Genomic DNA, 21592 nt, shown 5'->3' with positions numbered 1-21592 from the left:
GCATTGGCTTCACTTCACGCAAAAAGCGTTTCAGGGAAAACCCGCTTGCGTCTAAATGATTAGATATCTAATATAAACGGCATGATGATCGATTGAGCGACAAGCGGAGAGCAAGTGCAATGAACGAGTCGGCCAGCAACGAGGTGTCATTCAGAACGCTCGTGGTGACGAAGAAGGACCCGGTGGCGGAAGGCATCTTCCGTTTCGAGCTGCGCGATGAGGCAGGGCGCGACTTGCCGCCTTTCACGGCGGGCGCGCATCTGACGGTGCGAGTGCCGAGCGGCGCGAATCGCAACTACTCGCTCTGCAACGACCCGGCCGAAACCGACCGCTACGTGATCGCCGTAAAGCGCGACGCGGCGGGTCGCGGCGGTTCGGTCAGCATGACGGACGAGGTCGCGCAAGGGGACCGTATCGAAGTCTCCGAGCCGCGCAACGAGTTCGAACTGAGCGAGCGCGCGCGCAGCTTCGTGTTCGTTGCGGGCGGCATCGGCATCACGCCGGTCCTGTCGATGATGCGTCACCTCAAAGCCACCGCCGGCCCGCGTTTCAAGCTCTATTACGTTTCACGCAGCCCGGAGACGACGGCTTTCCTCGATGAATTGTCGAGTGCGGAATGGAAGCCGCATGTGGTCATTCATCACGATCATGGCGATCTCGCCAACGCGTTCGATTTCTGGCCGGTGTTCGAGAAGCCCGGCAGCGGCGCGCATGTCTACTGCTGCGGCCCGCGTGCGCTGATGGACGGCGTGCGCGACATGACCGGTCACTGGCCGACTGGCAGCGTGCATTTCGAGAGCTTCGGCGTGGACCAGTCGCGCGCGGCGCAGAACACGCCTTTCAGCGTGAAGCTCGAGCGCTCGGGTTGCTCGTTCGAGATTCCGAAGGACCGCTCGATCCTCGAAATCCTGCGCGACAACGGCATCCGCGCGCCGAGTTCATGCGAGAGCGGTACATGCGGATCGTGCCGCACGACGCTGTGCGCGGGCGTGGCGGACCACCGCGACATGGTGCTGGGCGAAGACGAGAAGCGCGACCAGATCATGATCTGCGTGTCGCGTGCGAAGAGCGAAGAACTCGTGCTGGACCTCTGAATACATCCTCATTGAATACGTTGGTCAGGAGAAGCGTAAATGCTCACGCATGAAGAAAATGAATTGCTGTGCCGTGTCGAAGGCGATGCACCGATGGGTCAGCTAATGCGCCGTCACTGGACGCCCGTGTGCCTCATCGAGGAAGTCAGCGAGCCGGACGGCGCACCGGTGAAGGCGCGCGTGTTCGGGGAAGACCTCGTCGTCTTCCGGGACACCGACGGCAACGTCGGCGTGATGGACGAATACTGTCCTCATCGGCGCGTATCGCTCGTGTATGGGCGCAACGAGGATTGCGGCCTGCGCTGCCTCTATCACGGCTGGAAGATGGACGTGAAGGGCAACGTGATCGAAATGGTTTCCGAGCCATCGTGCAGCGACATGACGAAGAAGGTGAAGCACAAGGCCTATGAAACGAAGGAATGGGGCGGCTTCGTCTGGGCGTACATGGGTCCGCAGGACGCGATTCCCGAGTTCGTGCCGCCCGCGTGGGCGCCGACCGAAGACACGCGTGTGAGCATCGCGAAGGCGATTCTTCCGTGCAACTGGGCGCAGATTCTCGAAGGCGCGATCGATTCCGCGCACAGCTCGAGCCTGCATTCGTCGGACTTCGTGCCGGCGCGCGTCGGCGGCGCGGAAGCGACATCGAAGAACTGGCTGCGTCCATCGACCGACAAGGCGCCGCGCCTGCAGGTTCATCGCACGAGCTACGGCTTTCGCTATGCCGCCCTGCGCCGCCCGATTCAAAACGCGGCCACGCACGATTACGTGCGCTCGACCGTGTTCGTCGCGCCGGCCACCGCGCTGATTCCGCCGAACAACCTGTATAACGTCGCCAACATCAACGTGCCGTGCGACGACACCAGCACCGCGTTCTATTTCATGGCGTGGGGACATCCCGACAAGACGCCGGAAACCGAAACGTGGCGCAAGTTTCTCGGGCAGCAGGTCGGCATCGATCTCGATGCGTCTTACCGGCCGCTGCGCACGCACGACAACCGTTTCTGGCAGGATCGCGAAGCCATGAAGGCGGGCAATTTCACCGGCATCAAGGGCTTTCCAAATCAGGACATCGCGATGTGGGTGACGATGGGCCCGATCGCGGATCGCACCGAAGAGCGGCTCGGCGCGAGCGACGTCGCCGTGGTCGAATTCCGCCGGCGCATGCTCGACGCGCTGAAGGCGTTCCAGGCGGGCGAAGAGGCGATCGGTACGGGCGAAAACGCGATTCCGCGCAGCGTGTGCTCGTTCCAGGCGATGGTGCCGAAGGATACCGACTGGAAGCAGTTCGCCGCGCAGCCGGTGTGGGTCGAGACTGCGACGGAACTCGAGTCGAACTATCAGGTTCAGGTCTGATGGAGAAAATCCGACTCGGCATCGCGGGGCTGGGCCGCGCATTCTCGCTGATGCTGCCGACGTTTCTCGGCGACGCGCGCGTGCAGCTCGTCGCGGCCTGCGATCCACGCGAGACGGCGCGCGCGCAATTCGAAGCCGACTTCGACGCGCCCGCTTACCGCGACATCGACACGCTCGCGCAGCGGCCTGACATCGATGCGATCTATATCGCGAGCCCTCATCAGTTTCATGCGGCGCATACGCGGATCGCGGCATCGCACGGCAAGCACGTGCTCGTCGAAAAGCCGATGGCGCTGTCGCTCGCCGAATGCGACGACATGATCGACTCGTGCCGTGAAGCGAACGTGCATCTGATCGTCGGCCATTGCCATAGCTTCGATACGCCGTATCTGCGTACGCGCGAACTGATCGCATCGGGCGCGTTCGGCGACGTGAAGATGATCCACGCGCTCAACTACACCGACTATCTGTACCGGCCGCGACGCCCGGAGGAACTGAAGACCGACGAGGGCGGCGGCGCGGTGTTCAGTCAGGCGGCGCATCAGGTGGACATCGTGCGCCTGCTCGCGGGAAGCCGCGCGACGCGCATCCGCGCCGTAGTGGGCAACTGGGACGCACAGCGTCCGACCGAAGGCGCCTACACCGCCACGCTGTGGTTCGAAAACGGCGCATTCGCGACGCTCTCCTACAACGGTTATGCGCATTTCGATTCCGACGAGTGGACCGGCTGGATCGGTGAGATGGGTCAGGCGCGCAGCGCGGACGAATATGGCGCCGCCCGTCGAAAGCTGTCTCAGGTCGTGTCGAGAGAAGAAGAGGCACGGCTCAAGGCCGCAGGGACCTACGGCGGAGACGCGTACACGCCCGCGTCGAAAACCCGCGGCGTGCGAAGGCACCAGCATTTCGGTCCGCTGATCGTTTCATGCGAGCGTGCCGATTTGCGGCCGATGCCGGACGGCATCGTCGTGTACGGAGACGAACGGCGCGAACGTGTCGAACTCGACGCGCCGGCGGTTGCGCGCGCCGAAGTCATCGACGAACTTTTTGCCGCCGTGCGCGGTAACGCCGCTGCGCTGCACGACGGCGCATGGGCGCGCGGCACGCTTGAAATCTGTCTCGCGATGTTGCGTTCGAGCGCGGAGCAGCGCGACGTGCTCATCGGCGAAGAAACGTCAATCACAAGGGAAAGTTGAATATGGGCAAGCTCAATCTATCGGTCGCGGTGGGCAACTACGATCGCATGCGACCGCTCGTGGACGGTGAAGTGCAGATCGACGGTGTGGATCCGCTCTTCATGCTGCAAGACCCGGAGGAGATCTTCTTTCGCGCGTTCCGTCACGCCGATTACGACATCTGCGAACTGTCTTTGTCGAGCTATAGCGTAAAGACGGCGGCGGGCACGAGCCCGTATATCGGCGTGCCGATTTTTCCGTCGCGCGCGTTTCGCCATACCTCTATTTACGTTCGCAACGATCGTGGCATCGAAACGCCCGCCGATCTCAAGGGCAAGCGCATCGGCGTGCCCGAGTACCAGTTGACGGCCAACGTGTGGGCGCGTCTCTTTCTGGAGGAAGATCATGGCGTGAAGGCGTCGGACGTGACGTGGGTTCGCGGCGGCTATGAAGAAACCGGCCGTCTGGAGAAGATCGGTCTCAAGCTGCCCGACGACGTGCGACTCGAAAATGCACCCGACAACGCGACGATCTCCGGCATGCTCGCATCCGGGGAAATCGATGCACTGATCGGCCCGCGCGCGCCCTCGTGCTTCACGAACGGCCATCCGAATGTGAAGTATCTCTACGACGATCCGCAGAAGGCCGCGGCCGATTGGTACACGCGAACGAAGTTGTTCCCGATCATGCACCTGCTGGGCGTGCGGCGCACGCTCGCCGAGCAGCGTCCGTGGCTCCCGGGCGCGGTGGCGAAAGCCTTCGAAAAGAGCAAGGCGGTTGCGCTTGCAAAACTGAGCGACACGTCCGCGACCAAGGTGACGCTTCCTTTCGTGGAAGAACAGTTGCGCAATGCGCGGCGGCTCATGGGGCACGATTTCTGGTCGTACGGTTTCGAGCCGAACCGGCATGTGCTGTCGCGCTTTCTGAAGCGGCACTACGAGGAAGGTTTGTCGAGCCGCCTGCTCCAGCCGGAGGAATTGTTTCATCCCGCCACGCTGGAAAGTTTCAAGATTTGACGGTTCGTGTCGGTTTCTCAGGCACGTTCTTCGATCGAATCGACGCGGTCGGGGCAGAACGCGAGGTGATCGCGGATCGGCTCGACCGCGTGATAGGGCGTCTCGTACTTTCACTAGCGAATATATAGTTCGGATAACGTATGAAAGCAGGATGCGCGGATCAGAGCTTCGATCCTCCATCGACCCGCAGCGTATCGCCCGTGATCCAGCTCGCCCGGTCCGAAGCGAGGAAGGTCACGGCACCGGCGATGTCATCGGGTTGCGCGACGCGCTTCAGAGCCTGTAGGCTCAGCGTGTAGTCGCGTCCTTCATCGGTTTTGGCGAAGCTCGACATGTCGGTCTCGACGACGCCGGGCGCCACCGCGTTCACGCGCACGCCACGCTCGCCGAGCGCGGACGCGAAGTGGCGCACGAGCGTATCGACCGCGCCTTTCGTCGCTGCATACGCGGCCAGTTCACCGACCGACGCGCGCGCCGCCAGCGACGAAAGCAGCACGACGCTGCTGCCCTGGCGCAGCATCGGCAGAAGTTGCTGGACAAGAAAGAACGGCGCGCGCACGTTGACGGCGAAGAGCGCGTCGAAGTCTTCGACCGTCGTATCTTCGATGCTCGCGGCTTTCGCAATGCCCGCGTTCGCAACCAGCACGTCCAGCCGTCCGCCGACCGCGGCGCGCACGTGGCCGGCGAGCGTGCGCGGGCCGTCGGCGCTGCGCAGATCGGCGGCGACCTTCTGCGCGTGACCGCCGCTCGCGATGATGTCGGCGACGGTCGCGTCGGCGGCCGCCTCGTTGCTGCCGTAGTGCACGAGCACCCGTGCACCGGCGCTGCCCAGCGCGAGCGCGATGGCGCGGCCGATGCCGCGGGATGCGCCCGTAACGAGCGCGGTTTTTCCGGCGAGGTCATTCATGGCTAGACTCCTTGATCGGCTTGTGGTGACGCGCGGCAATAACCTTCACGTATGGCGGCAAAACCGCCTCGCTGGCGCTCGCCGCGCTCCATGCGACTGCTGACAGCGAATCTAGCCCTCGCTTGCACAAAGAAAAAAGACTTTGTAGGCTGGCCGGCATGCCTTTAAAGCATGGCCCGTGAACGAGCAAGACAGGAGAAAGGATGGAGCTGCGCCATCTGCGCTATTTCGTTGCCGTCGCGGAAACGGGCAGCCTCACGGTCGCCGCCGAGCAGCGGCTGTTCACGTCGCAGCCATCGCTCAGCAGGCAGATCCGCGATCTCGAGGACGAAGTGCGGGCGGAACTCTTCAGCCGCAGTGCGCGCGGGGTCGAGCTCACGGCATCCGGCAAGGCGTTTCTCGACCATGCACGGCTTGCGCTTGCGCAGGTCGACGCGGCCGTCGAGGCGGCGCGCCGCGCGGCGAGCCCCGCCAAGCAGGTCTTCGCGCTGGGCTTTCTGACCGGCCAGGAAATGACGTGGCTGCCGCGCGCCATGCGCGTATTGCGCGATGAATTGCCGAACATCGACGTCACGATATCGAGCGGCTACTCGCCCGATCTCGCCGACGCCGTGGCGCGCGGCAAGCTGGACCTTGCGTTCGTGCGCAAGGAGCCGGGGCTCGACCTCGACTATCACGTGGTCCATCGCGAGAAGCTCGTCGTGCTGATGCCGAGCGACCACCGGCTGACGGCGAAAACGGCGATCAGTCCGTCGGACCTGCGGAGCGAGACGTTCGTCATGGCATCGAACAAGGCGCGCGTGCTGCACGATGTGGTCGTGAAATATCTGCGGGAAAGCGGCATCGACCCGAAGCCTGCGCATGGCGTCGACAACCTGGCGATGGCCATGTCGCTCGTCGCTTCTACGCGCGGGGTTTCGCTGATGCCCGAGTACGCGAACAATCTGCTGCCGTGGTCGGTGGCGAGCCGCCCGCTGGAAGGCGAAGCGCCGACCGTCGAGCTCGCCATCGGCTATAGCCGGTCGAACACATCGCCGGTGTTGAAAATGTTTCTGTCCAGAGCGGATGAACTGACGGCTGCCGATTGAGTGACCGGCTCTAGTGCGGATCGGCCTGCGATAAAAGTGGTGCGAAGCGTCGATTGTCAGAAAAATTTTCTGGACTGGCGACAAAATGTAGTCGTTTGACGCCTCGGCGCGGGATTTTCGGCGCGGTGTCGGCCGCGTCGGCCTGCACGCGGAAAATCGGGCCGAACGGGCCGCCTACGCATGTCACGCCATGCGCCGCTTTGCCTTTTCGTGACGACGGAGATTTTCTTTTTCGGTGACGGGCGCGTCGGAAAGGCGATAATGGCTCATCGAGCAAATACAACCGGACGAGGACGCAGGCTCTGCTGACGAAGTTTCGTCGGCTAACGGTTCTTGTACGGTTCAAACATGAGTCATCAATGTCCAACAGTCTTCCCGGTATCCAAGGCGATTTTCTGAACGCACTCAGAAAAGAGCGCAAACGCGTCGCGATCTTTCTGGTCAACGGCATCAAGCTGACCGGCCATATTCAGTCGTTCGACACGTACATGGTCTACCTCAATTCGAGCAGCGGGTCGCAGGTGCTGTTCAAGCACGCGATATCGACGATCTGCGAGGATCACGGCCCGGCCGGTCGGCCGAATCTTCGCGAATCATCCGGTCCGCGTGAGAATTCAACGCGTCCCGGCGCTGGCGGAAGACCGAATCGCGTTCGGTGACGAAAGCCAACGTCCGCGCACCTCAGCACGACGGCCGGCCCTGAGGCCGGCGCCGCGACGCGCCGGCGGGCACTATTCCCGCGGCGGCAATAGCGCCGACAGCAACCGTCGCAACTCCACACATTCGCGCGCGGTCAGCCTGGCCGTGAGGATGCGCTCGACCTCCTCGACACGCGGGCGCAAGGCGGCCAGTTGTTTCTTGCCGGCTGCGGTGAGGAACAGCACATAACTGCGCTTGTCGACGGGATCGTCGGAGCGCTCGATCAGGCCGTTGCGCACCATGCGCGCGACCAGATCGGCGATCGTCGAACGGTCCACGTCGAGTTCATCGCCGAGTTGTCGCTGATTGACGCCGGGCGTCCTGTGCAGGATTTCGAGCGCCGCGTACTGGACGCTCGTGATCTCGGTGGAGACTTCGCTGAGCCACACCGCTACGTGGCGCTGCTGGGCGCGGCGCACGAGGCTGCCCGTGAATGTCGAGCGCGCTTGCGGCTCGTCTTTTTTAATCGGCAATTTCGCAGTGTCGGAGTGGGTTAGTGCATGCGGAATATCGGCCGGAAGAACGCGGCCAGTTCGTCGTAGGCATCCAGCGGAAGAACATGAGCGACGTATTGATCCGGACGGACCACCACGAGTGCGCCCCGTTCGCGATCGACGGCGCGCTCGCCGAAGATATCAGTCGCTGCGTCGTTCGTAAATGCCTTCTCGTAGTCGATGAGACCGTACCGTCCCTTGCGCGGCAGCAGAAGCGCGGGCAGGTCTTCGAGACGCACGTCACGATGAGGCTCTTGCAGCACCGCGCGCAAGTCGAGCACGCTGTCGATATCGGCGTTCTCTGGTGTGATGCGCCGCAAGACGGAATCGGGCGACGTGGCGAGATGCGCGCACAGCGCCTGAAGCGCACTGCGCTTCGCATCCGAGAACGCGTACAGGCGCCAGCGGCCGTCCGCACGGGCCGCGTGTCCGAGATGGACCGGCTTGGCATCCGCGATGCGAACGACGGGCGATGAGTGAAAGCGCGTCCCGATCACGAATCCCCCGGCGAGTGCCTGATGAGTCGCGGCGCCCGTCAGCACGCCCTGCCGGTAATGGGTCGCAAGGCCCGCCGTGTAGCGGCCCGCACGCACGAAATACGCCTGAAGCTCCGCGGGATCGACGCCGCCCGCTTCCGGCCGGTTCGGATCCTTGGGCGGCGCGGCCATCATCGCCGACCATTCTTTGTCGAAGTCGATCAACGCTTTCGCGATGGGCTGGCGCTCATCCGAATACGTGCGCAACAAGCCTGCGTCGCTTTGGCCCTGCAAAACGGCGCCGAGCTTCCAGCCGAGATTGAAGCCGTCCTGCATGGACACGTTCATGCCCTGGCCGGCTTTCGCGCTATGCGTATGGCACGCATCGCCCGCGATGAACACGCGCGGTTCGCGAGCGGTGCCGTCGGCCGTGAGCGCATCGTCGAAACGGTCGGTCAGACGCTGTCCCACTTCATAAACCGAGAACCACGCGACTTCTTTCACATCGAGCGAATACGGATGCAGAATGTGCTGCGCCGTCTCGATGATGCGATCGACGGAAATCTGCTTGATGCCGTCGCGGTTCTCCGGCGTGACCTCCCCGAGATCGACATAGAAGCGAACCAGATATCCGCCTTCACGCGGAATGATGAGCAGATTGCCTTTGCTCGCGGACTGGATCGCTGCCTTCAGCCGGATGTCGGGAAAGTCGGTGACAGCGAGCGCATCCATCACGCCCCACGCGTGATTGGCGGCATCGCCGCGCAGCGTTTGTCCGATGGCCGTGCGCACGGCGCTGCGGGCGCCGTCGCAACCGACGACATAGCGCGCACGCACGGTCACTTGCTCGCCAAGCCGCGATGCATCGGTGCGGCGCAAGGTGACCCGCACCGGGAATTCTCCAGTCTCGTCGCGTTGAATGTCGATGGCTTCGAGATCGTAGTCCGGCTCGATCCTTTCCGCGGAACGACGCATCACATCGAGCAGGTAGTCCTGCACGCGCGCCTGATTGACGATGACATGCGGAAACTCCGAGAGACCTGTTTCGGTATCCTGAACGCGTCCGGTACGGCTGATTGCGTCGCGATCATGCGCATCGGGCCGCCAGAAGACCGTCTCATTGACCCAGTAGGCCTCGCGCAACAGGCGGTCGCTGAGGCCGAATGCATTGAACATCTCGACGGTGCGGCACGCGACGCCATCCGCCTGCCCCATGCGCAACGGACCGCTGCGACGTTCGACGATGCGCGTTCGAATCGTCGGGAATTGCGACAGTTGCGCTGCCAGCACGAGCCCGGCCGGCCCGCTTCCGACGATGAGCACGTCGACGGCGTCGGGCATCCCGATCCGAGGTGCGCCCTCGGCGGCGGGCTCGATCATCGGATCGCCAGCGCGGAAACCGTTCAGATGAAATTGCATGGTGTGGACCTCCATTCCTCGGTGCGTCAGTGTGATGAGGAATATACTCCGTACACCAACTATTTGGATACGTTCTTGTAGTGGATGTTTACCCTGATATTGCGCGCGAGTCGCTCGTCCGTGAATGATCAGTCGGTTCGCGATGTGCGGCTTATCGTTCCCCGATCTGCGCGATCGCAATTCGCACCGCCTTGCGCACTTCCGGATCGCCGTCCTGAAGCGCGGCTTCGAGGACGGCCAGCGCATCGGCATTGCCGAGTTCGCCGAGCGCGAGTGCGGCCTCCTTGCGCACGTTGCTGATCGGGAAGACGAGCAACTGTGACACCGCGTGCGTGCTCGCCACATCGCGCAGACGTCCGAGCGCGCGCACGGCCTGCAGCGCGACTTGCCAGTAGTCGTCGGCGAGCGCGCGTTCGAGCGCATCGCGCGCGCCGACGAGACGCAGTTTGCCGAGCGTCGCGGCGGCTTCTTCCCGCACGCGCCATGCTTCATCCGATAGCGCGTGCGTCAACGTGGCGAGCACGCTGTCGTCCGTGGCTAAGCCGAGCGCGCCGACGGCGGCATGCCGCACATCGACCGAGGTATCGCTGCGCGCAAGCTGCGTCAATCGCTCCAGTGCATGCGCATGACGCAGCCAGCCGAGGACGCCGACAGCTTCGCGCCTTACGACCGGCGACGCATCCGACAAAGCCTTCAACGCAGGCCCGGCCGCTTCCGGCAGGCGCAATTCGCGCAGTGCACGCAGAAGCGCTGCGCGCGTGTATGCATCGGCATCGGCATGAACGAGATGCGGCAGCAGGCGGGCGCCCGCAGCCGGATCCTTCAGCGCGGCGAGGCTTTCGGCGGCGGCTTCGCGCGTGTCCGTGTCGATATCGGTGAGCGCGGCGCACAGCGCATCGACGGCTTCGTTCGTATCCCATGCGCCGAGACGTTGCGCGGCCGTGCGGCGCACGTTGGCATCCGCGTCATGACGCAAGGCATGGGCAAGCGAGGGCAGCCACGTTTCGTCTTCGAGATCGGCGGCTTCGATCACGGCGAGACGGCGCACGGCCGCGTCGTCATGCGCGAGGCGGTCGGAGAGGGTGCTGGCAAGTGTCATGAAAAAAAACCGTATGAGAAGTCGAAGCGCGCGGGCGCGTCATCATCGAAGAAGATACGGAATGTCGACATGCACGGCATTGGTCGGACAATCGCGCTCGCAGGGCATGCAGTACCAGCATTCGTCGAACTTCATGAACGCCTTGCCGGTTTCGGGGTCGATCGCGAGCAGGTCCATCGGACAGACGTCGATGCAGACCGTGCAGCCCTTGTCGGCGATGCACTTCTCTTCGTCGATCATCACGGGAAGGCTCGAGCGCAGACGCGCTTCGCGGGGCACGAGGGCCATTTTCTTTCTCCTATGCAGCGACGGGCTGCGACGCGCGAGCCACACGCAAACGCGAATACGCGCCGCGCTCGGACTCGTCGACGGGAACCACATACGGTTCCACGGGTTTCTTGAACGAGATCATGCGCCCGGCTGCATCCTTCTTCAGATGCGCATGGCAGAACCATTCGTCATCGTTGCGCTCGGGATAATCGACGCGATGGTGATAAAGACCCCAGCGGCTCTCGGTGCGAAAGAGCGATGCACGCGCGGCCATTTCGGCGCAATCGAGAATCGCGGCGACTTCGGCGGCGCGCATCAGTTCATGCGCATCGGCGGCGGCGAGACGATCGACGTCCTCGCGGATTTCGGCGAAACGCTGCAGGCCTATTTCCATGCGCCGCGTGACCTTCGGCGGCTGCAGATAGTCATTGACGAAGCGGCGCAGCTTGTATTCGACCTGCCCGGGCGGCAGGCCGTGTGCGCGCGACAGCGGCGCGAAGATGCGAACACGTTCGCGCTCGATCTGCGATGCATCGAGCGCGGGCAATGCGCGGCCCGCGACATGCGAGGCCGCGTCGACACCTGCGAACCAGCCGTAGGTGAACGCGCCGAGCATGTAGTTATGCGGCACGGCGGCCATGTCGCCCGCGGCGTAAAGCCCTTGCACGGATGTGCGCGCGTGTTCGTCGACCCATACGCCCGATGCGCTGTGTCCGCTGCAAAGGCCGATCTCGGAGATATGCATCTCGATCATGCGCGTGCGATAGTCGTTGCCGCGTCGCGCGTGAAAGCGTCCGCGGCTCGGCCGCTCGTTGGTGTGCAGGATCGTCTCGATCGTCTGAATCGTTTCCTCCGCGAGATGATCGAGCTTCAGGAACACCGGGCCGTTGCCGCTCTGGAGTTCCTGATAGAACTCCCACATCATTTGCCCGCTCCAGTAATCGCATTCGATGAAGCGCTCGCCCTTGCCGTTCGCCGTATAGCCGCCGAGCGGGCCCGTCACATACGCGCACGCCGGACCGTTGTAGTCCTTGATGAGCGGATTGATCTGGAAGCATTCGAGGTTCGAGAGTTCCGCGCCCGCGTGATAGGCCATCGCGTAGCCGTCGCCGGCATTGGTCGGATTCTCGTAGGTGCCCATCAGATAGCCCGATGCGGGCAAGCCCAGTCGCCCGGCCGCGCCGCAGCAGAGAATCACGGCTTTCGCGCGAATCACGTAGAAATCGGCGCTGCGGCAATCGAAACCCATCACGCCCGCGATCTCGCCGTTGGGGCTATTCAGCAAGCGCGTTGCGACGATGCGATTCGTGATGTCCACACGCGCGCGTTTCAACTGCCGGTAGAGCACCTTCTTGACATCGTGGCCTTCGGGCATCGGCAGCACGTAGGCGCCCATGTGATGCACCTTGCGCACCGCATAGTCGCCGGTGTGATCCTTCTCGAACTTCACACCCCAGCGGTCGAGTTCCTCGATCGTCGTGAAGCTGTGGCGTGCATAGGCGTAGATCGTGGCCTGATTGACGATGCCGTCGTTCGCCACGGTGATTTCCTTCGTGTACTGCTCGGGCGTCGCGTGGCCGGGAATGACGGCGTTGTTCAGGCCGTCCATGCCCATCGAGATCGCGCCGCTGCGCTTCACGTGCGCCTTGTCGATGAGCAGCACGCGCAGGCTCGGGTCGTGCTGCTTCGCCTTGATGGCGGCCATCGGGCCGGCCGTGCCGCCCCCAACGACGACGATGTCGTATTCGAGTTCGTGAGTCTGCATGATCTGGAATCTCTACTTGTTATGACAAGTCAGGATCAGATTCTAGGAGCACGCGAACCGCGTGGGAATCAATTGTTTTTGCTTTGCTTCTGCCTGCTTCGAATAACGCGCGGCGCGCCGGCGGCCGCTCGTTCGCGATCGATGCGCAGCCGGTACTGAAATGTATCGCCGCGAAAATAGAGGTACTCGAAGTCGATGGGTTTGCCCTCTGCATCGTGCGTGAGACGCTCGATGCGCAGGAGCGGCGCGCCTTTCTTGACATCGAGCGCATCGGCGATATCGGGTGCGGCTGCGATGGCGTCCATTGCGAGTTGCGCGTGACCGAGCGGCACGGCACAGTCGTTTTCCAGCATCAGGAAGATATCGCGTGTCGCCAGCTCCGCGCGTTTCAGGCGTTTCCCGATGGCTTCGGGCAGAAACGTCACTTCGTACGAAACCGGCGAGCGATTGAGCAGACGCACACGATGAATCTCGGCAACGCTGCTGCCTTCAGCGAGACCGAGCCGCGCCGCGACTTCCGCGGGCGCGGGCACGAAACGCAGTTGCACGACGCGGTTGATGATCTCGTGTCCGCTCTCCGACATCGCCTCGGCGAAACCCTGCAACGATGTCACGTTTTGGAACGTCTTCGGCTGCGACACGAACGAACCTTTGCCGTGCACCTTGAAGATCAGCCCTTCCTTTTGCAGGTCGCCTAGCGCCTGCCGGATCGTGATGCGGCTGACGTCGAACATCGCCATCAGCTCGCTTTCCGAAGGCATGCGGCTCATCGGTTCATAGCGGCCATCGAGAATGCCGGTGCGCAACACGTCCTTGATTTGCGTGTAGAGCGGAACGTGTGAATCGGGCGAAATGGACGGGCGACGAGTGGACATGAGAATGGAAGGGCAAGAGGCGGTCGCGGCGAGTTGCGATTATAGCGGCGCGCCCCCGACGTCATCGCCATAAACAAATGACGAAATATTGGTTAGCCGCACCCTTGCGCTGCCCGAGAATGGAGTCTGGCTAGTTCGAGGCGAGCGAGGACCGAAGATGAATGAGCGCAACGCGCGGGACGCAGGAACGTCAGGTTTTTCGTCGTTGCCGCCGGTGACGCTCGTGATCGTGCCGGGACTGCACGGCAGCGAGGACGCGCACTGGCAGAGCTGGCTCGAGCGCGAGACGCCCGGCGCGCGGCGGGTCGAGCAGCGCGACTGGAGTACGCCGAATCTCGCCATCTGGAGCGACGCCGTTCGCGACGTGCTCGCGAGCATCGACGGTCCTGTCGTCATCGCGGCGCATAGCTTCGGGTGTCTCGCGACGGCGCATGCGCTGTCCCACGCAGGCGCGTTCGATGCGCATGCCGCGAACGTGAAGGGCGTGCTGTTCGTTGCGCCCGCGAGCCCCGCGAAGTTCCGTTTCGCGGGCGCGTTCACCGCGCGCCGCCTCGATACGCTTTCGCTCGTCGTCGGCAGCGAGACCGATCCGTGGATGCCGCTCGACGACGCGCGCACGCTCGCGCAGCGCTGGAACAGCGCGTTCGTGAATCTCGGCGACGCGGGGCATATCAATACATCGGCGGGATTCGGACCGTGGCCGCTCGCGAAGCATTTCGTCGAAACGCTCGCGCGCCGTGCCGCGCCCGAATTCGAAGAAGAGGAAGCGCGCGCCTACGGCTGATACCGCAGCGCAAGGATGTGTGTAGGATGCATGGCCGCCTTCGGGCGGCCTTTGTTCGTTGGTGTGATTCGAACCCTGTCTCTGGAGAAAAAATGGCGGTCTATAACAAGCTGGTCATCACCGTTGCACTCGGCATCGCGGCGAGCATCGCGCAGGCGGACACGACGCTGCTCAACGTGTCCTACGACGTGACGCGCGAGCTGTACAAGGACATCGACGCGGCCTTCGTCGCGGACTACAAGAAGAAGACGGGCGAGACGGTATCGGTGCGGCAGTCGCATGGCGCATCGAGCGCGCAGGCGTTGTCGGTGACGCAGGGATTGCAGGCCGACGTCGTCACGATGAACCAGCCCAACGACATCGACCTGCTCGCCGAGCGCGGGCAACTCGTGCCCGCCAACTGGCGCAGCCGCCTGCCCGATGCCAGCGCGCCTTACACGACGACGATGGTCTTTCTGGTGCGCAAGGGCAATCCGAAGAACATCAAGGACTGGAGCGATCTCGCGCGGCCCGGCGTGCAGGCGGTGATCGCCAATCCGAAGACATCGGGCAACGGGCGATACGCGTATCTCGCGGCGTGGGGCTACAAGAAGCAGCAGGGCGCAACGGACGCGCAGGCGCAGGACTTCGAGAAGGCCGTCTTCAGGAACGTGCCCGTGCTCGATACGGGCGGGCGCGGCGCGACGACGACCTTCACGCAGCGCGGCATCGGCGATGTGCTCGTCACCTTCGAGAACGAAGTCGGTCTGATGAGCGCGGGGCCGGGCGCGAAGGACTTCGAGGCCGTGTATCCGTCGGTGAGTCTGCTCGCGGAGCCGCCGGTATCGATCGTCGACAAGGTGGTGGACAAGCGCGGCACGCGCAAGGAAGCCCAGGCGTATCTCGACTTCCTGTTCACGCCCGCGGGGCAGGAGATCATCGCGCAGCATCATCTGCGGCCGCGTAACGCGGACGTGCTCGCCAGGCATGCGGCCGAGTTCAGGCCGATGAAGACCTTCACCGTCGAGCAGATGTTCGGAAGCTGGCAAAAGGCGCAGCAGACGCATTTCGCCGATGGCGGGACGTTCGATCAGGTGGTGGCGGAGAAGAACTGACGCGGGTTATGCGCACGGCTTCGGTCTCGTCATGGCGGGCCTTGCGGCATTTACCGCAGCCGTGCTGATCGCCCAATGCCGGGCATCGAAACAAATCCTTGCGGATGGTCGCCGCCGCAGCCATTGGGCGAGCATGACGTGAATGATGATGTACAGACCGACCGGGACGAGCAGCGTTGCCCACGGCACCGTGACCGACGAGCGCCCTTTCGATATCGCGGTGACAAAACCCAGGCGCGATGGCCGAGCTCTACTCGCGCGTCGCGTTATCGGCACGCGCGACGCTCGCACCCGGCGCAACGGACGAGCCCATCGCCTGAAAGAGCGCGGCGGTGTCGCTCAGGCGCGCGCTGCTCGCGCGGATCGTCGAGAGGCGCGCGTCGAGATACTGCTGCTCGCTGCCGCGTGCGGCGCGCGGCGGGATTGCGCCCAGCCGCACACGCGCCGCCGCATCCGCCGATGCATCGCGCGCCGCGTTGCTCGCGCTGTCGGCGAAGGCGAGCGCTTCGCTGTCGGTTTCGAGCGACGCCAGCGTGTTCGCGACGTTTTGAAACGCCGAGAGCACGGTCTGCTTGTATTGCGCGACGGCAGCGTCATACGTGGCGATGGCCGCGCGGCGTTGCGCGAGCAGCGCGCCGCCATGAAAAATCGGCTGCGACAGCGATGCGCCCACGCTCCACAACGCGCCCGCGCCTGACAGCGCGGTCGGCCAGTCGAAGCCGCCTTTGCCCATCGACGCGGATATCGAGAGGCTCGGATACATCTGCGCGGTCGCGACGCCGACTTGCGCGGCGGCGGCCTTCACTGCGGCATCGGCGGCCTGGATGTCGGGGCGTGTCTGCAACAGCGTAGATGGCAGCACGACCGGCACATCGGACGGCACGGCGAGGCTCGCGAGATCGAGATCGCCGGGCGCCTGATCGGGCGTGCGTCCAAGCAGCACCGCGAGCGCGTGGCGCGTCGCGAGCCATTGCGCGCGCAAGCCCGGCAATTGCGATGCGAGCGACGCAGCGTTCTGCTGCGCATTGAGCATCTCGGCACGCGACGCGGAACCGAGCGCATAGCGGCGCTGCGCATCATGCGCATCGTCGTTGGCGAGCGCGACGAGGCGTTCGGTCACGTCGATCTGCGCATGCAACGCCGCCGCGCCGATCGCGCCCGTCACGATGTTGGCCGCAAGCGCGCGACGTGCGGCGTCGAGCTGAAAGGCCTGTTGATCGACCTGCGCGGCAAGCGCCGCATTCGCAAAACGCGCTGCGCCGAAGAGATCGAACGTGTATTGCGCCTGAATCTGCCCGACGAAGAGGTTGTAGAGCACGGTCGGCGGGCCGGCTTCGGGAATGCCGAAGCCGCGTTGCCGCGTCGCTTGCGCGCCCGCGTCGATCTGCGGCAACAGCGACGAACCTACTTGCGCACGCAACTGTTCGCGCGCGGCGACGAGGCTCTTGTCGGCCGCCGCGAGATTCGGGCTCGCGCGCAAACCTTCATCGACGAGCGCATTCAACGCATCCGATCGATACAGCTTCCACCATGCGGGCACGGGCGGCGCGCCCGCGACGAAGCGCTGCGACGCGCCTTCGGCCGTGACGCTCGCTTGCGCTTGCGGCTGCGCGCCGTAATGCGCGGGTTGCGGCATCGCGGGCGGCTTGCCATCGGGTCTTAACGCGCATGCGCCGAGCGCGATGCACGCCGCAGTCATCACAAGCCGGCGATTCATGTCGATGCTCCTTCGCGTTCGTCGAGCTTCACGCGAAACCACGCGGCGTAGAGCGCGGGCAGATAGAAGAGGGTGAGCACGGTCGCGCTCGTGATGCCGCCCATCAGCGCGGTCGCCATCGGGCCGAAGAAGTTGCTGCGCAGAAGCGGAATCAGCGCGAGCACGGCGGCCGCGGCCGTCAGCGTGATGGGCCGGAAACGTCGCACCGTCGCGCCGATGATCGCATCGAAACGCTTGTGTCCGGACGCGATGTCCTGCTCGATCTGATCGACGAGAATCACCGAGTTGCGCATGATGATGCCGAACATCGCGATCACGCCGAGCATCGCGACGAAGCCGAACGGCTTGCCGAATGCGAGCAGCGTCACCACGACGCCGATCAGTCCGAGCGGCGCGGTGAGCACGACCATCATCACGCGCGAGAAGCTCTGCAACTGGATCATCAGAAGCGTCAGCACGACGATCACCATCACCGGAATCTGCGCGTTGATCGAAGCCTGGCCCTTGCCGCTTTCCTCGACCGAGCCGCCCACTTCGACGCGATAACCGACCGGCAGCGCGCGGCGCATCGCGTCGAGCTTCGTGTCGATGGCGTGCGTCACGTCGATGCCCTGCGCATCGCCCTTCACGTCCGATTGCACGGTGATGGTCGGCTGGCGGTCGCGTTCCCAGATCACGCCGTATTCGAGCGTATCGACGACGCGTCCCAGCGCGCCGAGCGGCACCGGCCCGTGCGGCGTCGGCATCGCGAGCGTGGCGAGCCGCGCGGGATCGACGCGCTCGGCACGCGGCGCACGCAAATCGACGCTGATGAGCTTGTCGCGCTCGCGATACTGCGTGACCGTGGTGCCGGTCAGCGTCATGGCGAGAAAGCTCGCGACGTCCTGCGACGAGATGCCCGCATCGCGCGCCTTCTGCTGATCGATCTCGAAGCGCACCGAACGCTCCGAAGGCTCGTCCCAGTCGAACTGCACGTTGGCCGTGCGCGCATCGGCGCGCATGTCGGCGGCAACCTGTTCGGCGATGTGACGCACGGTGCCGATATCGTCGCCGCTCACGCGAAACTGCACCGGATAGCCGACGGGCGGACCGTTCTCCAGCCGCGACAAACGCGTGCGCACGGCAGGGAAGCGCTCACGCAACATCGGATCGAGCCAGCGCGCGAGCGCCTCGCGCGCCTGCACCGACTTCGCGGTGACGACGAACTGCGCGAAGTTCGGCGTCGGCAATTGCTGATCGAGCGGCAGATAGAATCGCGGCGCGCCGGTGCCGACGAAGCTCACGACATGGTCGATTTCTTCGCGTCCCTTCAACGCTTCTTCGAGCCGCTTCGCTTCGCGCAAGGTCGCTTCGAACGATGCGCCTTCCTGCAATCTGACGTCGATCAGCAGTTCGGGACGGTCCGAGCTCGGGAAAAACTGTTGAGGCACGATCGTGAAGCCGGCCATCGCGATGACGAAGAGCACGACCGTGATCGCGAGCACGATGAAACGCCGCTTCACGCACCAGCCGACCCAGCCTCGCAGGCGTCCGTAGAACTTCGTGTCGTAGATATCGTGTTCGTGGTCGTCCGGCAAATGCGCTTCCTTCTTCCGTTCGGGCAGGAGCTTGTAGCCGAGCAACGGAATCAGCACGACTGCCGCGAGCCACGAAGCGATCAGCGCGATTGCCGACACTTCGAAGATCGAACGCGTGTATTCGCCGGTGCTCGATTTCGCAAGCGCGATCGGCAGGAAGCCCGCGACGGTGACGAGCGTGCCGGTCAGCATCGGGAACGCGGTGCTCGTGTAGGCGAACGCGGCGGCGCGCGCGCGGCTCCAGCCTTGTTCGAGCTTCACGGCCATCATCTCGACGGCGATGATCGCGTCATCGACGAGAAGACCCAGCGCAAGAATCAGCGTGCCGAGGGAGACCTTGTGCAGGCCGATGTCGAACAGATACATGAAGAGCGCAGTGACGGCGAGCACGATCGGAATCGAGATCACGACCACCATGCCCGTGCGCACGCCGAGCGAAACGAGACTCACGATCAGCACGATGACGACCGCTTCGGCGACGGCTTCGAGAAAGTCGTCGACGGAATGCGAGACCGCGTGCGGCATGCTGGAGACTTCGGTGAGCTTCAGTCCCGCGGGTAGTTGCGCACGCAACTTGATCATCGCTTCGTCGAGCGACTTGCCGAGACGCACGACGTCCTCGCCCGGCTGCATCGTGATGCCGATGCCGAGCACGGGCGTGCCCGCCGAGCGCATCTGGGTGGCGGGCGGATCGATGTAGCCGCGCCTGATCGTCGCGATGTCGCCGAGTCGGAACGAGCGGCCGTTCACGTTGATGAGCGTATCGGCGAGCGCGTCCACGCTTTTGAATTGCCCGCTCGGGCGCACGAACACGCGGTCGTTGGGCGTCGTCAGCACGCCTGCGGCCGAGACGGCGTTCTGCCCGTCGACGGCCTGCGCGATCTGCTGCGGCGAGATGTTCAGGCGCGTGAGCGTCGTGTTGGGAAGCTCGACGTAGATGCGCTCTTCCTGATCGCCGAAGTAATCGATCTTCGCGACGCCCGGCACGCGCAATAGAACCGTGCGCAAGGCATCGGCGTAATCGTGCAGTTGCGCGGGCGAGAAGCCGTCGCCTTCGAGCGCGTAGATGGTGGTGTAGACGTCGCCGAATTCGTCGTTGAAGAACGGGCCTTGCACGCCGGGCGGCAAGGTCGCGGCGATATCGCCCACTTTCTTGCGGATCTGATACCACTCTTCGGGCACGTCCTTCGCGGGCGCGGAATCCTTCATCTGAAAGAAGATGAGCGATTCGCCGGGGCGCGAATAGCTGCGCATGAAATCGGTGTACGGCGTTTCCTGCAGCTTGCGCGCGATGCGGTCCGTCACTTCTTCCTGCACCTGACGCGCGGTCGCGCCCGGCCAGAACGTGCGGATCACCATCACGCGGAAGGTGAAGGGCGGATCTTCCGACTGCGCGAGCCGCGTGTAGGCGAGGATGCCGAAGATTGTCGCCATCGCGATGAGAAACACGACGAGCGCGCGATGTCGCAGCGCCCACGCCGAGAGATTGAAGCGGCCTTCCTCGTGTCGATGCGCGTTGTCGTCTTCGCGAGTGTCGCTCATGACGCGAAGTCCTCGGGATGCAGCGGCGCGACGACGCGCACTTTTTCTCCCGCGGACACCGTATGCACGCCTTGCCACACGATGCGCTCGCCCGCTTCGATGCCGCCCGCGAGCGTCACCGTGCGCTCGCCGTAGCGCGCGACTTCGACGCGCCTCAGTTCGAGCGCATCGCCCGGCTGTTTGACGATCCATACGGCGGGATGGCCGTTGTCGTGGAACAGCGCCGTCGATGGAATGGTGAATGCGCCCTTCGCGCCATTGGACCCGGCGAACGCGATATCCGCGGTCATGCCAAGGCGCACGTCGGGTGTCGGTGCTTCGAGCGTGAGCTTCGCGCGCCAGGTGCGGCTTTGCGTGTCGGCGGCGGGCGAGAGCTCGCGCACGCGCGCCCTGAAGGTTTGCCCGGGCAATGCCGCGAGCCGCACGCTGGCCTCCTTGCCTATGGCGAACGCGCCGAGCGCGGCTTCGGGCACGTCGCAGATCACGTCGATATCGCCGCTCCAGGCAAGCGTGTAGATGGCCTGGCCCGCCGTGACGTTCTGGCCGGTGTCGGCCTGCTCGGCGGTGATGACGCCCGCGTGATCGGCGGCGAGTGTCGCGTAGCGGAGTTGATCGGCGGACAGTCCCGCCTGCTGCTGCGCCTGATTGCGCTGCGCGAGCGCGGAGGCATAGGCGTTCTGCGTCTGTTCGAGCTGCGCGGGCGCGATGAGATGCTCCGCGGCCTGTGCGCGATCGCGATCGAGTTGCTGCTTCGCATAAACGAGCTGATGTTCGGCGGCGTCGAGCTGCGCGCGGGCGCTCGCGTTGTTCTTCTCGACGTCGGCGGGATCGAGCCGGGCGACGACTTGCCCTGCCTTCACGCTGTCGCCGAGGCGCACGCGCCGCTCGAGAATCTTGCCGTTGATGCGAAAGGAAAGCGGCGTCGAATAGCGCGACTGGATCTGTCCGGGCAAGCTGGATGCATTCGCGTGACCGTCCGCTTGCGCCGCGACGGCGACGACCGGGCGCGGCGCGGGTGCGGGCGCTTCATGCCGCTTGCAGGCGAAGAGCATTACACAGACGATAGGAACGAATGCCGCGCGCGCCACGGCCGACGCGGGTGAGTGCAAGAGCTTCACAGGAACCTCGGCGCCCGCAAGGGCATGGTGCCG

The 21592-nt window shown here is 64.2% G+C and carries 18 protein-coding genes; 8 read left to right on the top strand and 10 right to left on the bottom strand.

The genetic code is table 11. The features are described 5' to 3' along the window. Positions 1-119: 119 nt before the first annotated feature. The 4 genes from NCT32_RS19020 to NCT32_RS19005 are packed head-to-tail and all read left to right on the top strand — an operon-like array spanning position 120 to position 4635. Positions 120-1094 (top strand): PDR/VanB family oxidoreductase, encoded by a 975-nt coding sequence (locus tag NCT32_RS19020; protein WP_061117994.1) that lies wholly within the window; start codon positions 120-122, stop codon positions 1092-1094. Between the two features lie 39 nt (positions 1095-1133). Further along, positions 1134-2447: a Rieske 2Fe-2S domain-containing protein gene (locus NCT32_RS19015; protein ID WP_061117995.1), complete on the top strand. Its 1314-nt coding sequence runs from the start codon at positions 1134-1136 to the stop codon at positions 2445-2447. Next, the gene (locus NCT32_RS19010; protein ID WP_061117996.1) at positions 2447-3640 is read left to right on the top strand and encodes a Gfo/Idh/MocA family protein; all 1194 of its coding nucleotides are present in this window, start codon (positions 2447-2449) and stop codon (positions 3638-3640) included. The genes NCT32_RS19015 and NCT32_RS19010 overlap by 1 nt, the downstream gene beginning before the upstream one ends. Before the next feature lie 2 nt (positions 3641-3642). Further along, on the top strand, positions 3643-4635 hold the full coding sequence (locus tag NCT32_RS19005) for an ABC transporter substrate-binding protein (protein ID WP_061117997.1): 993 nt from the start codon (positions 3643-3645) through the stop codon (positions 4633-4635). 160 nt (positions 4636-4795) lie between these two features. On the opposite strand, the gene NCT32_RS19000 is transcribed toward NCT32_RS19005, so the two are convergent. Further along, positions 4796-5542, bottom strand: a complete 747-nt coding sequence (locus tag NCT32_RS19000) for an SDR family NAD(P)-dependent oxidoreductase (RefSeq protein ID WP_061117998.1) — start codon at positions 5540-5542, stop codon at positions 4796-4798. A 203-nt stretch (positions 5543-5745) separates the two neighbouring features. Here NCT32_RS19000 and NCT32_RS18995 point away from each other — a divergent pair, with 203 nt between their 5' ends. Continuing rightward, on the top strand, positions 5746-6630 hold the full coding sequence (locus tag NCT32_RS18995) for a LysR family transcriptional regulator (RefSeq protein WP_061117999.1): 885 nt from the start codon (positions 5746-5748) through the stop codon (positions 6628-6630). 359 nt (positions 6631-6989) lie between these two features. After that, positions 6990-7289 (top strand): RNA chaperone Hfq, encoded by a 300-nt coding sequence (gene hfq, locus NCT32_RS37610; RefSeq protein ID WP_061118000.1) that lies wholly within the window; start codon positions 6990-6992, stop codon positions 7287-7289. A 72-nt stretch (positions 7290-7361) separates the two neighbouring features. On the opposite strand, the gene NCT32_RS18985 is transcribed toward hfq, so the two are convergent. From NCT32_RS18985 to NCT32_RS18960, 6 genes are all read right to left on the bottom strand, one after another. After that, a complete protein-coding gene (locus NCT32_RS18985) occupies positions 7362-7802 on the bottom strand; it encodes a MarR family winged helix-turn-helix transcriptional regulator (RefSeq protein ID WP_061118001.1) in 441 nt (146 codons plus the stop codon). 20 nt (positions 7803-7822) lie between these two features. Next, positions 7823-9718: an FAD-binding monooxygenase gene (locus tag NCT32_RS18980; protein ID WP_061118135.1), complete on the bottom strand. Its 1896-nt coding sequence runs from the start codon at positions 9716-9718 to the stop codon at positions 7823-7825. A gap of 151 nt (positions 9719-9869) precedes the next feature. Continuing rightward, the gene (locus tag NCT32_RS18975; protein WP_061118002.1) at positions 9870-10817 is read right to left on the bottom strand and encodes a HEAT repeat domain-containing protein; all 948 of its coding nucleotides are present in this window, start codon (positions 10815-10817) and stop codon (positions 9870-9872) included. 42 nt (positions 10818-10859) lie between these two features. Further along, on the bottom strand, positions 10860-11105 hold the full coding sequence (locus NCT32_RS18970; protein ID WP_061118003.1) for a ferredoxin family protein: 246 nt from the start codon (positions 11103-11105) through the stop codon (positions 10860-10862). A 10-nt stretch (positions 11106-11115) separates the two neighbouring features. After that, entirely contained in the window at positions 11116-12852 is a 1737-nt protein-coding gene (locus tag NCT32_RS18965; RefSeq protein WP_250477466.1) for a fumarate reductase/succinate dehydrogenase flavoprotein subunit, read from the bottom strand. 68 nt (positions 12853-12920) lie between these two features. Next, on the bottom strand, positions 12921-13727 hold the full coding sequence (locus NCT32_RS18960; protein ID WP_250490477.1) for a GntR family transcriptional regulator: 807 nt from the start codon (positions 13725-13727) through the stop codon (positions 12921-12923). Between the two features lie 157 nt (positions 13728-13884). Here NCT32_RS18960 and NCT32_RS18955 point away from each other — a divergent pair, with 157 nt between their 5' ends. Together NCT32_RS18955 and NCT32_RS18950 are read left to right on the top strand one after the other, a co-directional pair. Further along, the gene (locus tag NCT32_RS18955; RefSeq protein WP_061118006.1) at positions 13885-14511 is read left to right on the top strand and encodes an alpha/beta hydrolase; all 627 of its coding nucleotides are present in this window, start codon (positions 13885-13887) and stop codon (positions 14509-14511) included. 92 nt (positions 14512-14603) lie between these two features. Then, a complete protein-coding gene (locus NCT32_RS18950) occupies positions 14604-15605 on the top strand; it encodes a sulfate ABC transporter substrate-binding protein (protein ID WP_061118007.1) in 1002 nt (333 codons plus the stop codon). A 250-nt stretch (positions 15606-15855) separates the two neighbouring features. Here NCT32_RS18950 and NCT32_RS18945 read toward each other — a convergent pair whose 3' ends face one another. From NCT32_RS18945 to NCT32_RS18935, 3 genes are read right to left on the bottom strand one after another with little or no spacing between them, the layout of a single operon-like run. Further along, positions 15856-17322 (bottom strand): efflux transporter outer membrane subunit, encoded by a 1467-nt coding sequence (locus NCT32_RS18945; protein WP_061118008.1) that lies wholly within the window; start codon positions 17320-17322, stop codon positions 15856-15858. After that, on the bottom strand, positions 17319-20441 hold the full coding sequence (locus NCT32_RS18940; RefSeq protein WP_061118009.1) for an efflux RND transporter permease subunit: 3123 nt from the start codon (positions 20439-20441) through the stop codon (positions 17319-17321). Before NCT32_RS18940 ends, NCT32_RS18945 begins: the two co-directional genes overlap by 4 nt. Further along, complete coding sequence (locus tag NCT32_RS18935; RefSeq protein ID WP_061118010.1) at positions 20438-21559, bottom strand: efflux RND transporter periplasmic adaptor subunit; 1122 nt, start codon at positions 21557-21559, stop codon at positions 20438-20440. The genes NCT32_RS18940 and NCT32_RS18935 overlap by 4 nt, the downstream gene beginning before the upstream one ends. Between the last annotated feature and the right edge of the window lie 33 nt (positions 21560-21592).

The sequence above is a fragment of the Caballeronia sp. INML2 genome, assembly GCF_023631365.1.
GTDB classification, from domain to species: domain Bacteria; phylum Pseudomonadota; class Gammaproteobacteria; order Burkholderiales; family Burkholderiaceae; genus Caballeronia; species Caballeronia turbans.
Note: the sequence above shows the minus strand (reverse complement) of the source record. Positions and strands in the feature narration are given on the sequence as shown.